Below are 14739 nucleotides of genomic sequence, written 5' to 3' on the forward strand. Positions count from 1 at the left end.
CATCTTTCTGCGCCAGGGCATCGTCCTCATGAGCATGGGAATCGGAGACGCTTTGTGGCCAAATCCACAGTCACGCAATTCATATCGGAATCGGACGCGGCGGCAGCGCGTGTAGAGGCCACGTATCACAAGGTCACCTGGCGGCTGATGTCGTTCATCTTCGTCTGCTGGGTGCTCAATTATCTGGATCGCGTGAACGTCAGCTTCGCGCAACTGCATCTGAAGCAGGATCTCGGTTTGTCCGACGCCGCTTACGGTCTCGGCGTGAGTCTGTTCTTCATCGGCTATATCCTGCTGGAAGTGCCGAGCACGCTGTGGCTCAAGAAGATCGGCGCACGCCTCACGATTTCCCGCATCATGATCCTGTGGGGCGGCATCTCGACCGCGATGGCCTTCATGACCACGCCGGCGCAGTTTTATATCGCGCGCATCCTGCTCGGCGCGGCGGAGGCCGGGTTCTGGCCCGGCATCATTCTCTATCTGACGTACTGGTATCCGGGCGCGCGGCGCGCGCGGATCACATCGCGCTTCCTGCTGGCGATTGCCGCGGCGGGCATCATCGGCGGGCCGCTCTCGGGCTGGATCCTGCATAACTTCGTCGACGTGCTCGGCTACAAGAACTGGCAGTGGCTCTTCTTTCTCGAAGGCCTGCCTGCGCTGCTGGTGGGCATCGTCGCGTTCTTCTATCTCGTCGATCGCCCGCAAGACGCGCGCTGGCTCGACGAGGAACAGAAGAAGATCATCCTCGATGCGCTCGCCGCCGACCGCGCCGAGAAAAAGCCCGCCAAACATACGCGTCATCAGTTGCTGGCGGCGCTCAAGGATCCGCGCGTGTATATCCTCGCGGCGGGCTGGGGCACGGTGCCTTTGTGCGGCACGATCCTCAACTACTGGACGCCGACCATCATCCGTCAGGCGGGCGTGTCGGACGTGCTGAACGTCGGTTTGCTGTCCGCGCTGCCGTACATCATCGGCGCGCTCGGCATGTTCGCGGTCGCGCGCAGTTCCGACGTGACGCTGGAACGCCGCTGGCATTTCTTCCTGTGTACGGCGGTGGGCGCGCTGGGCGGCTTCCTGCTGCCCGTGCTGGCCGGCAATACGACAGCGGCCATCGTCTGTCTGGGCATGATCTCCATTTCGTACTTCGGCGCGGCCGCGATCATCTGGTCGATTCCACCGGCCTATCTCTCCGATGACGCCGCCGCCGCGGGCATCGGCGCGATCAGTTGCCTGGGGCAAGTCGGCGCGTTCTGCGGACCCATCGCGCTCGGCTGGATCAAGACGATGACGGGCAGTCTGGCCATCGGGCTATCGGCGATCGCGGCCATCGTCATGCTGGGCGGACTCGCCGTGCTGATCGGCGTGCCGGCCAACACGCTGCGCGAGCACGCGGAAAAGCATTCGTAAGCATTGATTCTCGCAGCAGCGGCGGCGCCTTCGTAATGAAGGCGCCGTTTTTTCTTGTAACGAGGTGACGCGCTTCAGGGAAAACCCGCTTGCCGATAAATGATTAGATATCTAATATAAACGTCATGGTGATCGACGCTGGGACGGCTCGATCGAATGAGGCGACAAGCAGGGGAGCCGGTGCAATGAACGACGAACTGTCATTCAGGACGCTCGTGGTGACTAAGAAGGATCAGGTGGCGGAAGGCATCTTCCGTTTCGAGTTGCGTGACGGCGCAGGCGGCGAGCTGCCTGCGTTCACGGCCGGCGCGCATCTGACGGTGCGCGTGCCGAAAGGCGCGAATCGCAGCTATTCGCTCTGCAACGATCCGGCCGAGACGGACCGCTATGTGATCGCGGTGAAGCGCGACGCGGCGGGTCGCGGCGGCTCGGTCAGCATGGCGGACGACCTCGCGCAAGGCGATCGCATCGACGTCTCGGAGCCGCGCAACGAATTCGTGCTCAACGAGCGCGCGCGCAGTTTCGTATTCGTTGCGGGCGGCATCGGCATCACGCCGATTCTCTCGATGATGCGTTATCTGAAGGCCATCGACGGCCCGCGTTTCAAGCTCATCTACGTCTCGCGCAGCCCTGAGACCACCGCTTTCATCGACGAACTGTCGGGCCCGGAATGGAAGCCGCATGTGGTCATTCATCACGACCACGGCGACCTCGCGCAAGCGTTCGATTTCTGGCCCGTGTTCGAGAAGCCCGCGAGCGGCGCTCATGTGTATTGCTGCGGCCCGCGCGCGTTGATGGACGGCGTGCGCGACATGACCGGGCACTGGCCGACCGGCAGCGTGCACTTCGAGAGCTTCGGCGTGGATCAGTCGCGCGCAGCCGACAACGCGCCTTTCAGCGTGAAGCTGGAACGCTCGGGCCGCTCTTTCGAGATTCCGAAGGACCGCTCGATTCTCGAAATCTTGCGGGACAACGGCATCCGCGCGCCGAGCTCGTGCGAAAGCGGCACTTGCGGATCGTGCCGCACGACGCTGTGCGCGGGCGAAGCGGATCATCGCGACATGGTGCTCGGCGAGGACGAGAAGCGCGATCAGATCATGATCTGCGTATCGCGTGCGAAGAGCGAAGAACTGGTGCTGGATCTCTGAAGAACATTCCCCACTGCATAGGTTGGTCAGGAGAAGCGTAAATGCTCACGCATGAAGAAAATGAATTGTTGTGCCGCGTCGAAGGCGATGCGCCGATGGGTCAGTTGATGCGCCGTCACTGGACGCCGGTGTGTCTCATCGAAGAAGTCAGCGAACCTGACGGGGCGCCGGTGAAGGCGCGTCTGTTCGGCGAGGATCTCGTCGTCTTCCGCGATACCGACGGCAATGTCGGCGTGATGGACGAGTACTGTCCGCATCGCCGGGTGTCGCTCGTCTATGGACGCAACGAAGATTGCGGTCTGCGCTGTCTCTATCACGGCTGGAAGATGGACGTGAAGGGCAATGTGATCGAGATGGTCTCGGAGCCTTCGTGCAGCGACATGACGAAGAAGGTCAAGCACAAGGCCTATGAAACGAAAGAGTGGGGCGGCTTCGTATGGGCTTACATGGGCCCGCAGGACGCCATTCCCGAGTTCGTGCCGCCGGCATGGGCGCCGACCGAAGACACGCGCGTGAGCATCGCCAAGGCGATCCTGCCGTGCAACTGGGCGCAGATTCTCGAAGGCGCGATCGATTCGGCGCACAGCTCCAGTCTGCACTCGTCGGACTTCGTGCCGGCGCGTGTGGGCGGCGCGGAAGCGACCTCGAAGAACTGGCTGCGTCCATCGACGGACAAGGCGCCGCGCCTCCAGGTGCATCGCACGGAATACGGCTTTCGCTATGCCGCGCTGCGCCGCCCGATACAGAACGCGGCTACGCATGACTACGTGCGCTCGACCGTGTTCGTCGCGCCGGCAACCGCGCTGATCCCGCCGAACAACCTCTACAACGTCGCGAACATCAACGTGCCCTGCGACGACCACAGCACGGCGTTCTATTTCATGGCGTGGGGCCATCCGGACAAGACGCCGGAAACCGAGACGTGGCGCAAGTTCCTGGGGCAGCAGGTCGGCATCGATCTCGACGAGTACTATCGGCCGCTGCGCAATCACGACAACCGTTTCTGGCAGGATCGCGAAGCCATGAAGGCCGGCAACTTCACCGGCATCAAGGGCTTCCCGAATCAGGACATCGCCATGTGGGTGACGATGGGCGCGATCGCGGATCGCACCGAAGAGCGCCTCGGCGCGAGCGATGTCGCCGTGGTCGAGTTCCGCCGCCGCATGCTCGATGCGCTCGAGGCGTTCAAGTCCGGCGAGGCGGCCATCGGGACCGGCGAGAAGGCCATTCCACGCAGCGTGTGCTCGTTCCAGGCGATGGTGCCGAAAGACACCGACTGGAAGCAATACGCGGCGCATCCGGTCTGGATGGAGTCCGTCGACAAGGAAGCGCCGGAACTCGAATCGAACTATCAGGTTCAGGTCTGATGACCACGATCAGACTCGGCATCGTCGGCCTCGGCCGCGCCTTTTCGCTGATGCTGCCGACCTTTCTCGGCGACGCGCGCGTGCGACTCGCCGGGGCGTGCGATCCGCGCGAGACGGCGCGCGCGCAGTTCGAAGCGGATTTCGACGCGCCCGCTTTCGACGACATCGAAGCGCTCGCGCGCCGCGCCGATATCGATGCGCTCTACATCGCGAGTCCGCATCAGTTTCATGCGGCGCATACGCGAATCGCGGCGGCGCACGGCAAGCATGTGCTCGTCGAGAAGCCGATGGCGCTGTCGCTCGCCGAGTGCGACGACATGATCGCCGCATGTCGCGAGGCGAACGTGCATCTCATCGTCGGTCACTGCCATAGCTTCGACACGCCGTATCTGCGAACGCGCGAGTTGATCGCATCGGGCGCGTTCGGCGACGTGAAGATGATCCAGGCGCTCAACTACACCGACTATCTCTACCGGCCGCGCCGTCCGGAGGAACTGAAAACGGAAGAGGGCGGCGGCGCGGTTTTCAGTCAGGCGGCGCATCAGGTGGATATCGTGCGAATGCTTGCCGGAAGCCGTGCTACGCGCATCCGGGCTGCCGTCGGCAACTGGGATACGGCGCGTCCGACCGAAGGCGCGTACACCGCGACGCTCTGGTTCGAGAACGGCGCATTCGCGACGCTTGCCTACAACGGCTATGGACATTTCGATTCCGACGAGTGGACCGGCTGGATAGGCGAAATGGGTCAGACGCGCAACGCCGACGAGTATGGCGCCGCGCGGCGCAAGCTCGCGAAAGTGGCGTCGCGCGAAGAAGAGGCGCGTCTCAAGGCTGCGGGCACGTACGGCGGCAACGCCTATGCGCCCGCCGCCAAGACAGCCGATACCCGCAGGCATCAGCACTTCGGGCCGCTGATCGTGTCGTGCGAGCGCGGCGATCTCCGGCCGATGCCCGATAGCATCGTCGTGTATGGAGACGAACGGCGCGAGCGCATCGAGCTCGATGCGCCCGAGGTGCCGCGCGCGGAAGTCATCGACGAACTCATGGCCGCCGTGCACGGCGAGACCGCTCCGCTGCACGACGGCGTCTGGGCGCGCGGCACGCTGGAGATCTGCCTCGCGATGCTGCGTTCGAGCGCCGAACAGCGCGACGTGCTCATCGGCGGCGAAACGTCAATCACAAAGGAAAGTTGAATATGGGCAAGCTCAATCTGTCGGTCGCGGTGGGGAACTACGATCGCATGCGGCCGCTGGTCGATGGCGAAGTGCAGATCGACGGCGTCGATCCGACCTTCATGCTGCAGGATCCGGAAGAGATCTTCTTTCGCGCGTTTCGCCACGCCGACTACGATATCTGCGAACTGTCGCTGTCGAGCTATAGCGTGAAGACGGCGGCGGGCACGAGCCCGTATATCGGCGTGCCGATTTTTCCGTCGCGCGCGTTCCGGCATACGTCGATCTATGTGCGCAACGATCGCGGCATCGAATCGCCTGCCGACTTGAAGGGCAAGCGCATCGGCGTGCCGGAATATCAGCTGACGGCGAACGTGTGGGCGCGGCTCTTTCTCGAGGAAGATCACGGTCTGAAGCCGTCGGACGTCACGTGGGTTCGCGGCGGCTATGAGGAAGCCGGCCGGCTCGAAAAGATCAGTCTCAAGCTGCCCGGCGACGTGAGGCTCGAAAACGCACCGGAGAACCAGACGATCTCGGGCATGCTCGCATCCGGCGAGATCGATGCGCTCATCGGCCCGCGCGCGCCGTCGTGCTTCGCGAATGGGCATCCGAACGTCAAATACCTTTTCGACGATCCGCAAAAGGCCGCCGCCGAGTGGTACACGCGCACGAAACTGTTCCCGATCATGCATCTGCTGGGCGTGCGGCGCACGCTCGCCGAGCAGCATCCGTGGCTGCCCGGCGCGGTGGCGAAGGCGTTCGAGAAGAGCAAGGCGCTGGCGCTCGCCAGACTCAGCGATACGTCCGCGACCAAGGTGACGCTGCCGTTCGTCGAAGAACAGTTGCGCAATGCGCGGCGTCTCATGGGCCACGATTTCTGGTCGTATGGCTTCGAGCCGAACCGGCACGTGTTGTCGCGGTTCCTTGAGCGGCATCATCAGGAAGGCTTGTCCAGCCGGCTGCTGCAGCCCGAGGAACTCTTTCATCCCGCGACGCTGGAAAGCTTCAAGATCTGAGCGTGACATGGCCGCGGCGACGCGGCCTCACATCTTCGATAGCGCCTCACATGCCGGTTCCGGCATCTTCCGTTCAGTCTGGACTCACCGGATGACGGCCGTCGCGCGACCGTCCATTGTCGCCACTCAGGCAACACGGTGTACGCACTCGCGACCCTACTGGCCTTCGCTACCGCTTCCTACAATCCGTCACACGCTCGGTCGAACGCGAGCGAAAGGAAGCGCAACGCGCGCGCACGCCATTAAATTTCCAGGACTATCGAAGATGAGCCAGACAACCCGCAATGTGCAGCCCGTTATCGCCAAGCTCGGCAAAGAAGGATCGGGCGAGCTCGTGTCTTCCCGATACGCAGTTCGCATAGGCGATATCGATGTCGTGCTGATCAGCGACGGCGTGCTGCCGCTGCCGACCTCCACCATGTCCACGAACGTGAGCGAAGCCGATCGCAACGAATGGTTCGATGGCCGTTTCCTGCAACGGGACACGTTCGACTGGGCGCTGAATATCGCGCTCGTGCGCAGCGGCGAACGCCTGATCCTGATCGACTCGGGCGTAGGCGATGGGTTCGAATACTTCTCGCGCGCCGGTCAGTCGGTAATGCGCCTGGAATCGGCCGGTATCGACCTGGCTGCCATCACCGATATCGTGATTACGCATATGCACATGGATCACGTCGGCGGGCTGAATGTCGATGGCGTCAAGGCGAAGCTGCGTCCCGACGTGCGCATTCATGTGTCCGCCGCTGAAATCGCGTTCTGGAAGAATCCGGACTTCAGCAAGACGGTGATGCCCGAAGCGGTTCCTCCGGCGCTCCGCGAGGCTGCTGCGAAGTTCGCCAAACGCTACAGCGAGAACATCGTGCAGTTCGATCAGACAGTTGAAGTCGCACAGGGCGTGTCGGCGCGGGTGACGGGTGGCCACACGCCGGGGCACTGCGTCGTGGATGTCGCATCGAACGGGGAGAAGCTGACGTTCGTCGGCGACGCCATTTTCGAAGTCAACTTCGACAACCCCGATTGGCAGAATGGCTTCGAACATGATCCCGAAGCCTGTGTGGACGTGCGTATTGCGCTGCTCGACGCCGCCGCTGACACCGGCACGCTGCTCGCTGCTGCGCACGTCGCGTTTCCGTCGATCGGTCATGTTGCAAAGAGCGGTGAGCGTTACCGCTTCGTGCCGGTGCAGTGGGACTATTGATCGATACTTCGCGGCGCATTGCGAGTTGGATTCGAGGACATCCGCGTCACTGGCAATGATAGTCAGTGAGCGGCCTTCTTCTACTGGTTCTATACAACGGACACGATATGGAACTCAACGGTCTCCTGCCAGCCGTGTGCTGCACGGCTTTGCTTGCAACAGTACCCGCCATTGCGGTTGCAGATTCCTTCACTGTCAAGGTCGATGGGCTGAATCGCGGTCGGTTCGAAAATGAACAGGTGTACGGTCAATTCGGCTGTCATGGCGAAAACGTCTCTCCGCGCATTTCGTGGTCGCATGTTCCGGCCGGCACGAAGAGCATCGTCATCACCATCTACGACCCGGATGCACCCACCGGCGGTTTGGGCTGGACGCACTGGCAAGTGGCAAACATTCCGCCGTCGCAAACATCGATTGAAAAAGGCGCGTCGGGCAATGCCCGAGTGCTGCCGATAGGTGCAATCGAGACGCTGACCGATTTCGGTGCTTCGGCGTATGGCGGACCGTGCCCGCCGCCGGGCAAAGCGCATCGATACATCGTGACGGCTTCGGCTTTGACCGTTTCGAGCCTCGATGTCAAAGCGGATTCAAGTCCCGCGCTTGTCGCCTATCAGATGCATGGGAAAGTCATCGGCCAGGCGCGCTACGTGGCGCGCTATCACCGTTCGGCGGACTGAGCAGACCTGCAAGGCGCGGCTCTCCGATGCGAACCGGCACGCGGGTTGCGGAAGATACGCGATCAACCCACGGAGAGCACCATGAGCCAACTGACTTTGCACGATCTCGCAACCAAGATGGCGGAGATCGACTTCGCGATGCTTTCGACGCGCTCGCTGAACGGCAAGATCGCCGCGCGGCCGATGAGCAATAACCGCGATGTCGAATACGACGGCGACAGCTACTTCTTCACGCTCGAAGAAACGCATACGGTGCAGGAGATCAAGGCCGATGCGACCGTGGCGCTGACTTTCACGAGCAGCGCGAACACGGACGGCGCGCCGCCGCTTTTCGTGGCCGTCGAGGGTCGCGCGGAGCTCATTCGCGAGAAACCGGCGATGAAGGATCACTGGAACGAAGACATCGAGAAGTGGTTCTCGGAAGGCTTCGAAACGCCGGGGATCGTACTCATCAAGGTTCGCGCCGAGCGCATTCACTACTGGATGGGCGAGGAGGATGGCGAGATCACGCCTGACTGATTGCCGTAGCCGCTGACAGAATGATCTTGCCGACATTCGTCGACGATTCCATCCGCCGATGCGCGTCGGTTGCACGCGCGAGCGGATACGTCGAGTCCACGACGCGGATTGCAGCGAGCGAGGCTGCGCATTCAGCGGCGCTTCGGCAGAAAGGGCACAACCAGTCCCGCGCCGAACGCCAAATAGACAGCGGCGATGTGCGCCGCGGGCAGGTGATATTCGAAGCCGGGCGTGAAGCGCTTGGGGACGACGATATAATCGCCGGCCGCTGCGGCAAGCGTCGTCGCTGCGGCGAGTGCGACGCGTTGTCCGTGAGTCGGCGCGGCACCGCCGCGCAGTCTCGGCGATGTGCGCGCGGCCGCGACAGCCAGCGCATTGCAGGCGGCCCAGCCGATCGACATCGACTGGTGAATGGCGAGACCGGCAAGCAGATGGCGCCATTCCGGCCGCGCGGTCTGGTTTGCTTCTTGCGGCCATAACCAGTGGCTGACGGCGCTGATCGGCGCGCTTGCGCGTTTGCCGTGCAGACGCCCACAGATCGCAAGGGCCGCCGTCGATAACAGTCCGGCAACGGAGCCGGGAATCAGGATATCCGTCACAGGGTCGATGTCTTCAGTCATGGTCATTTTTCTGACAGGCGCCACGGGGCTCCTCGGCTCGCGCATCGCGGGGGCGCTGGTTGCGCAAGGACACGCGGTGAGGTGCGCCGCGCGCCATGCGCCTGGCGGCGAAGGCGCCGTGAGAGGCTGCCGTTTCGTGGCGCTCGATTTGAGCGATGAACTCGACCCAGCAAGCGTGATGCCGCTGCTCGAAGGCGTCGATGTGGTCATCAATGCCGCCGGCATCTTCGAGGACCGGACCGGACACGACTTCTCGCGCATCCATACGCGTTCGCCGATCGCGCTATTCCAGGCGGCCGTGATGGCAGGCGTGGGCCGCATCGTGCAGATATCGGCGCTCGGCGCGGATGGGGGCGCACAGACGCCTTATCACCGCTCCAAGAAAGCCGCCGACGACGCGTTGCGCGCGTTGCCCATGTCGTCGTTGATCGTGCAGCCTTCGCTCGTGTTCGCCGAAGACGGACGCAGCACGCAGTTCTTCGCCGCGTGGTCGACGTTGCCGGTCGTGCCGCTGCCGGGGTCGGGCGCGCAGGTCGTGCAGCCGGTTCATGTGGACGATGTGGTCGACCTCGTGACGCGCGGCGCGTTGACGCGCGCAAGCGCAGCCCCCGCGAGCGAGACGGTGGCGGCTGTCGGTCCGAGACCCGTGACGATGAAGGAATACTTGCGTCTGCTGAATCGGCTTTGCTCCGCCGGTGCGCCCTTGTTCATGCCGGTGCCGATGCCGCTCGTCAAGACGGCCGCCGCGTTATGCGCGCGCTTGCCCGGCGCGCTGATGAGCCCCGATGCACTCGCGATGCTGGAACGGGGCAACGCGGCATCGGCGGATGGCATGCAGCGATGGCTCGGCAGGCCGCCCCGATCGCTCGGCGATGAGCCGTCGAAACGCGCCACGCTTGGCCTGCGTGCGAAGCTCGCGTGGCTCGCGCCGCTGCTGGCGGGCGCGATCGGTGCGGTGTGGATATGGACCGCGATCGTGTCCGCCTGGCTTTATCCGCGAGCGGCGAGCCTCGACTTGCTGGCGCGAGTCGGCGCGCCCGAAGGCACGCGCCTCTTCCTGCTGTATTCGGCCGCGCTGCTGGACCTGCTATTGGGCGTGCTGTGCTTCGCGTGGCCCGCGCGGCTCGGACCGCGACGCCGTCTCTGGTGGGCGCAGATCGGGTTGATCGTCGTCTATTCGGTGCTGATTACCTGGCGCTTGCCGGAGTTCTGGCTGCATCCGTATGGCCCGCTGTCGAAGAATCTGCCGATGATCGCCGCACTCTTACTGCTGGTGAACATTGATGGAAAGGGCTCGACGTGACTTATCTGACGATCAAGTGGATCCATGTGATCTCGTCGACGATCCTGTTCGGCACCGGAATCGGCTCCGCGTTCTATCTGCTCGCCGCGAGCATCGGACGCGATGCACGGACCGTCGCGCGCGTGTCGCGGCTCGTGGTGCTGGCCGACTGGCTTTTCACGACGCCGACCGCCATCGTTCAACCGCTCACCGGCTATCTGATGATGCGGCTCACGGGCTTTCCCGTTTCGAGTCCCTGGCTCGCCTGGTCGATCGGCCTCTACGTTTTCGCGATCGCGTGCTGGCTGCCCGTCGTGTGGCTGCAGATGCGCCTCGCCGCCGAGGCGCAAGCCTGCGCCGTATCCGACGCCGGGCTGTCGAGGCGCTACTGGCGCCTCATGTCCGCATGGATCGCGCTCGGCGTGATGGCGTTCGTCGCGTTCGTCGGCATCTTCTGGCTGATGGTCACGAAGACGCTCTAGGCACGCGGTTCAATCCGTCCGGCTGTAATAAACATACGAAGGTTGTCTCAGCTCGCCTTCCTTCCCGGCGACATCGCCGGAATTCGGAAACTGTGGAAGCTTGTCCCACAGCAGCGCGCGTCCGAGCATCTGTTCGCGATCCAGTTCGGGATGGTCGTGCTTGAGCCGATTCAGAAACTGCTCGAAGTCCGACACATAGAGATCGGTCTTGACGGCGTGCTCGCGCCGATGAAAGAGACGCTGCAAGAAACTCATCGCTTGCTCCTCGGGGTGCGGCCCGGGCTATTCGCGCTCCAGCCTGAACACGTGCGATGCGCGTGAACCGTTGCGCTCTTCGGCGTACACCGTTTCCGTAACGACGACCCGATAGCCCGGCTTCGGCAAGATGGAAGGGAGATTGCCCGTCACGCGGCTATCGATGCCGCCCAGTCCTGCGGCCGGCGCCGGCACGTTGTTTTCGAGCGTCGCGTTCGATGTGATGACGTTGTCGTGCCAGCCCGACAGATCGCGGCGCGCTTCGATCGACTTGGCGTCCGCGTCCACGGTATCGTCCGTCGAGCCCATGCCTTGCGAATCCACGCCGACGATGCGGCTGTTCGCCCGCTGCACCGGATCGCCGGAATCCCGCGCGATCGAAGCATGGTCGATGTCGGGCAGCGGCGACGGGTCATTGCGCTGCCCGGGCTCGGCCGAGCCAGCATTGCGGTCGCGGCCGAACTCCGCTGCCTGCGTGGCGGCATCGGGCGATGCGGTGCCTGTCGCTGGTGTCTTGGCGGGGCTTTTTGCCGCCATCTCGTTCTGCTGGGCCTGGGTCGGGTTGCCTTCGGCGTTCTGCATGCTTGCTCCAAGTCGTCGTTTCTCGCTGCACGACTCGGTCTGCGCATGGCGCGTGCCTAGCGCATGACGGACTCGCTGGCGGCACCCGTCTTCCGCCGTTGCCGCTTGCGCGAAGCGCGGATAGACGCTGCGAGTTCCATCGCGTACGGCACGGCGCCGAATATCGCGCAGAGCATCAGCACGGCTGTGACGGTCGTCGAGGACAACGGAGGATCGCGCCATGCGGGCGTGTAACTAGCGGCGTTATCGAACAGTCTGGCGAAGACATCGGGATGTGCGAGACAAATGATGGCTAGCCCGACGATCGGTGCCATCTCAAGAACGCTATGTACCATTTGCTCGACGGGTGTAATGACGCGCGTCGCCGATGCGTAGCGCAGATCCGCATACACGGTGAGATGGTGGACGACGATGAGCGCGGCCATCGCAACGATCGCGAACGCGTTGATTTGCAGGAACAATGCGCACAGCACGACACCGGCGCCTTCGGTTAGCTGGGCGATATGCATCAGCGATTCGCGCACGCCGGCAGTCTCGGGAAGATTCGCCCAGCGGTGACAAAGCGCGTCCGCGGTGCCGGCGGCGAGCCACAACGGAAGCACGCCGTAGAGCAGGAAGTGCTGCGCGAGCGCCGGATTCATGTTCCGCTGCCGCCGGGCGATGCCGCGGCCTGACACAGTTGAAGCGAGACGCCGCCGACGAAGGAAAGCGACGCGAGATGCTCGGCGCAGCGCCTGAGCGCGCCGACGTCGGCCTCGCAAACGAAGTTGATGCCATCGGGTGCGACGCGGGCATCGAGAACGGCGACGTGGCGCTGCATCAGTGCGGTTATCAGGTCGTGCTCGGGGAGCGACTCCGCTGTCATGGTTCGAATAGTGATGTTGGCTTTCGGCATGTTCGACTGGTTTCACCACAGGTACGTGCTCATTGTCACGGGCACTGCCGCGCGTCACAACTCAGCGCGCATGTACGAAATGCGAGGAAGCGGAACGTCAACGCGGAAGTACAAACGCGGGCGTCCACAAACCGCTCGATCCGAACACCGAGGGTCTGCCGGGCAGCAGAGCGCTCGCGGATGACAAGGCGACCGGCGTCAGCCTGCCGCTGTTTCAAGAAGTGAACCCGGCCTCTTATATTCAAGACGCGTGCTGAAAGTTGCACGGCCACCGATCCACAGACGGTTGGCCGACCGGCTCGCGACACAATGTCCGAACATCGGTGCACCGTTCAGTGTGAAACACAGTCGGTCGGAACGCTGTGACAGGCGGACGGCGGGTTGCCTTTGGCCACCGAACCGCGCACCCGTTCTGATTGCTGGTTGATCTGGCGTCGCGATCATCCCACCCACAAGCGGGCGGCGGCGCTGCCCGCGCGAACGTCGGTGTCCTTCCCACGAAGCGCGCTTTCGGTGCCTCGACCTGAGACTGAGACGAAAGACGAGATTCGCTTTTCGACGAAGTCGACGGCTGCCTGGGCTGCCGCGCACGAGACCCGCTTGCTAACTCCGGGCATGTCGAATCGGCAGCGTGGCTCGACGGGGCGGGTGCTTGCGACCCTTACGCACTGTCGCGATCACTTTGATTGTCGGGTTCCAACATGGGACTTTTGGGAATCGGAATTGCTCAACCCTGCCACGAAGGCTTGTTAATGAACCGCGCACCGTGTTGATTCGGCTATGTCGGTTGTGCAAGAAGGAATCGATGATGGATCAGGCTTTTGACTGTGTTGTTATCGGCGGCGGTCCGGCTGGGTTGACCGCCGCACTCTATCTTGCCCGGTTCAGGCGCTCGACCCTGGTTATCGATGCCGGTCAGAGCAGAGCGTCGCGGATCCCGATCGTGCGTAACCTTGCTGGTTTTGAAGGCGGCATCAGCGGCAAGGAACTCATCGTCAAGATGCGTCGGCAGGTCGATTGCTACCCGGTGCCGATAATCGCCGGCCGAGTCGTCGCGATACGACAGGTGTCCGCCGGCTTCGTCGTGGACTACAGGAGCAGCGGCGATGCTGACAGGCAGAGCGCTCTGGCACATCGTGTCCTGCTCGCGTTCGGGATCCGCGATAGGCTACCGCCGATCGTCGGAGCCGAACGGCTTACCGAAAAAGGATTGCTCAGGCTGTGCGCGATATGCGATGGCTTCGAGGCGCATGGCAAACGGGCGGCGATGCTGGGTTCCGCGTCACGAGCGCTGTCGCACGCTTTGTTCTTCCGAACGTTTTGCAGGCAGGTAGCTGTCGTCGCGCCCGACCTTTCGGCGCTGACGCAAGAGGAGCGCGCGTCGGCCGTAGAGAACGCCATAGAATTGGTGCCGTTGGGTGCGCTCGAAGCTTCGGCTAACGCTGACGGGCGCTTGAGCGTTGTCTGCCCGGATGGGCGGCGACAGAGGTTCGATATTGTCTATCCTGTGCTTGGCTCTCGCGAAGAAACTGAGCTATTGAGTGGCTTGAACGTCGAACGGGATGAGGACGGCATGATCGTGGCGGATAAGCGGCAGCGCACTAGCGTGGCCGGCATATTTGCCGCGGGCGATGCAGTCAATTCGTTGAATCAGATCTGCGTGGCAGTCGGCGAAGCCGCGATCGCCGCGACGGCTATCCATTGCAGCTTGCCAGGCAATCCGCTTTGAAGCGGCGGCAGGCCGCTGCGACATCAGCATCGGCGTGAGTAGGCTAACTGCGCCGCATCTTGCTTCGCACTGTCGCGGCTCAGAGCGAGGGAATCTGTGAAAAGATGGTCTGGCCGGGCCGGGACGCTCACGGCGCGGCTCACCCAGCTTCATGGTAGCCTGATCACTTGTCACGCAACGCGTTACGCTTGCCACCATGGCTTCCACGTCGATTCCCGGCACCACCCGCTATCAGGACGAGGCACACCATCCAGGGGATCTTCTCAAGATCTTTGTGCTGCCCCATTTGGGCCTCTCGGTGAGCCAGGCGGCCCGAGATCTGGGCGTGGCTCGTCAAACGCTTCACCGGATCTTCGACGGCAGCGCGAGCATCACGCCCGAAATGGCGGT

The 14739-nt window shown here is 63.1% G+C and carries 17 protein-coding genes and 1 pseudogene; 12 read left to right on the forward strand and 6 right to left on the reverse strand.

Features of this window, described 5'->3' with window-relative positions; genetic code table 11:
* The first annotated feature begins 54 nt into the window (after positions 1 to 54).
* The 8 genes from NCT05_RS35155 to NCT05_RS35190 all read left to right on the forward strand — a co-directional run bounded on the left by NCT05_RS35155 (position 55) and on the right by NCT05_RS35190 (position 8504).
* Positions 55 to 1407: an MFS transporter gene (locus tag NCT05_RS35155; protein ID WP_250504504.1), complete on the forward strand. Its 1353-nt coding sequence runs from the start codon at positions 55 to 57 to the stop codon at positions 1405 to 1407.
* 185 nt (positions 1408 to 1592) lie between these two features.
* A complete protein-coding gene (locus NCT05_RS35160) occupies positions 1593 to 2555 on the forward strand; it encodes a PDR/VanB family oxidoreductase (RefSeq protein ID WP_250504506.1) in 963 nt (320 codons plus the stop codon).
* 41 nt (positions 2556 to 2596) lie between these two features.
* Positions 2597 to 3922, forward strand: coding sequence for a Rieske 2Fe-2S domain-containing protein (locus NCT05_RS35165; RefSeq protein ID WP_175982127.1), 1326 nt, complete (start codon positions 2597 to 2599; stop codon positions 3920 to 3922).
* Positions 3922 to 5115: a Gfo/Idh/MocA family protein gene (locus NCT05_RS35170; RefSeq protein WP_250504509.1), complete on the forward strand. Its 1194-nt coding sequence runs from the start codon at positions 3922 to 3924 to the stop codon at positions 5113 to 5115. The genes NCT05_RS35165 and NCT05_RS35170 overlap by 1 nt, the downstream gene beginning before the upstream one ends.
* A gap of 2 nt (positions 5116 to 5117) precedes the next feature.
* Positions 5118 to 6110 (forward strand): ABC transporter substrate-binding protein, encoded by a 993-nt coding sequence (locus tag NCT05_RS35175; RefSeq protein ID WP_250504511.1) that lies wholly within the window; start codon positions 5118 to 5120, stop codon positions 6108 to 6110.
* A gap of 265 nt (positions 6111 to 6375) precedes the next feature.
* Positions 6376 to 7308 (forward strand): MBL fold metallo-hydrolase, encoded by a 933-nt coding sequence (locus NCT05_RS35180; protein WP_250504513.1) that lies wholly within the window; start codon positions 6376 to 6378, stop codon positions 7306 to 7308.
* 107 nt (positions 7309 to 7415) lie between these two features.
* The gene (locus tag NCT05_RS35185; RefSeq protein ID WP_008345576.1) at positions 7416 to 7985 is read left to right on the forward strand and encodes a YbhB/YbcL family Raf kinase inhibitor-like protein; all 570 of its coding nucleotides are present in this window, start codon (positions 7416 to 7418) and stop codon (positions 7983 to 7985) included.
* 81 nt (positions 7986 to 8066) lie between these two features.
* Positions 8067 to 8504: a pyridoxamine 5'-phosphate oxidase family protein gene (locus NCT05_RS35190; RefSeq protein WP_250504515.1), complete on the forward strand. Its 438-nt coding sequence runs from the start codon at positions 8067 to 8069 to the stop codon at positions 8502 to 8504.
* Here the strand turns inward: NCT05_RS35190 and NCT05_RS35195 are convergent.
* Positions 8491 to 8607 (reverse strand): annotated as a pseudogene (locus NCT05_RS35195) (zinc-binding dehydrogenase); the annotation flags it as partial. The gene NCT05_RS35190 and the pseudogene NCT05_RS35195 sit on opposite strands and share 14 nt — an antisense overlap.
* 28 nt (positions 8608 to 8635) lie before the next feature.
* A complete protein-coding gene (locus NCT05_RS35200) occupies positions 8636 to 9124 on the reverse strand; it encodes a hypothetical protein (protein ID WP_250504517.1) in 489 nt (162 codons plus the stop codon).
* On the opposite strand from NCT05_RS35200, the gene NCT05_RS35205 reads away from it, so the two are divergent.
* On the forward strand, positions 9123 to 10427 hold the full coding sequence (locus tag NCT05_RS35205; RefSeq protein ID WP_250504518.1) for an SDR family oxidoreductase: 1305 nt from the start codon (positions 9123 to 9125) through the stop codon (positions 10425 to 10427). The genes NCT05_RS35200 and NCT05_RS35205 overlap by 2 nt on opposite strands.
* A complete protein-coding gene (locus NCT05_RS35210; protein WP_175982122.1) occupies positions 10424 to 10888 on the forward strand; it encodes a DUF2269 family protein in 465 nt (154 codons plus the stop codon). The genes NCT05_RS35205 and NCT05_RS35210 overlap by 4 nt, the downstream gene beginning before the upstream one ends.
* 9 nt (positions 10889 to 10897) lie before the next feature.
* Here the strand turns inward: NCT05_RS35210 and NCT05_RS35215 are convergent, their stop codons facing one another.
* From NCT05_RS35215 to NCT05_RS35230, 4 genes are read right to left on the reverse strand one after another with little or no spacing between them, the layout of a single operon-like run.
* Positions 10898 to 11143, reverse strand: a complete 246-nt coding sequence (locus NCT05_RS35215; protein WP_250437908.1) for a DUF3460 family protein — start codon at positions 11141 to 11143, stop codon at positions 10898 to 10900.
* Positions 11144 to 11170: 27 nt separating this feature from the next.
* Positions 11171 to 11725, reverse strand: coding sequence for a DUF3005 domain-containing protein (locus tag NCT05_RS35220; protein WP_008345556.1), 555 nt, complete (start codon positions 11723 to 11725; stop codon positions 11171 to 11173).
* Positions 11726 to 11781: 56 nt separating this feature from the next.
* Positions 11782 to 12366 (reverse strand): diguanylate cyclase, encoded by a 585-nt coding sequence (locus NCT05_RS35225; RefSeq protein WP_250504520.1) that lies wholly within the window; start codon positions 12364 to 12366, stop codon positions 11782 to 11784.
* A complete protein-coding gene (locus tag NCT05_RS35230) occupies positions 12363 to 12620 on the reverse strand; it encodes a hypothetical protein (protein ID WP_250504521.1) in 258 nt (85 codons plus the stop codon). The genes NCT05_RS35225 and NCT05_RS35230 overlap by 4 nt, the downstream gene beginning before the upstream one ends.
* Positions 12621 to 13425: 805 nt before the next feature.
* Between NCT05_RS35230 and NCT05_RS35235 the strand changes: the two genes are divergently transcribed.
* Positions 13426 to 14349, forward strand: a complete 924-nt coding sequence (locus NCT05_RS35235; RefSeq protein WP_250504527.1) for an NAD(P)/FAD-dependent oxidoreductase — start codon at positions 13426 to 13428, stop codon at positions 14347 to 14349.
* A gap of 196 nt (positions 14350 to 14545) precedes the next feature.
* Positions 14546 to 14739 (forward strand): HigA family addiction module antitoxin (locus NCT05_RS35240; RefSeq protein ID WP_250504531.1); only part of this gene is annotated, 194 nt, incomplete at its 3' end.

The organism is Caballeronia sp. AZ7_KS35 (assembly GCF_023631045.1).
Classification (GTDB): domain Bacteria; phylum Pseudomonadota; class Gammaproteobacteria; order Burkholderiales; family Burkholderiaceae; genus Caballeronia; species Caballeronia zhejiangensis.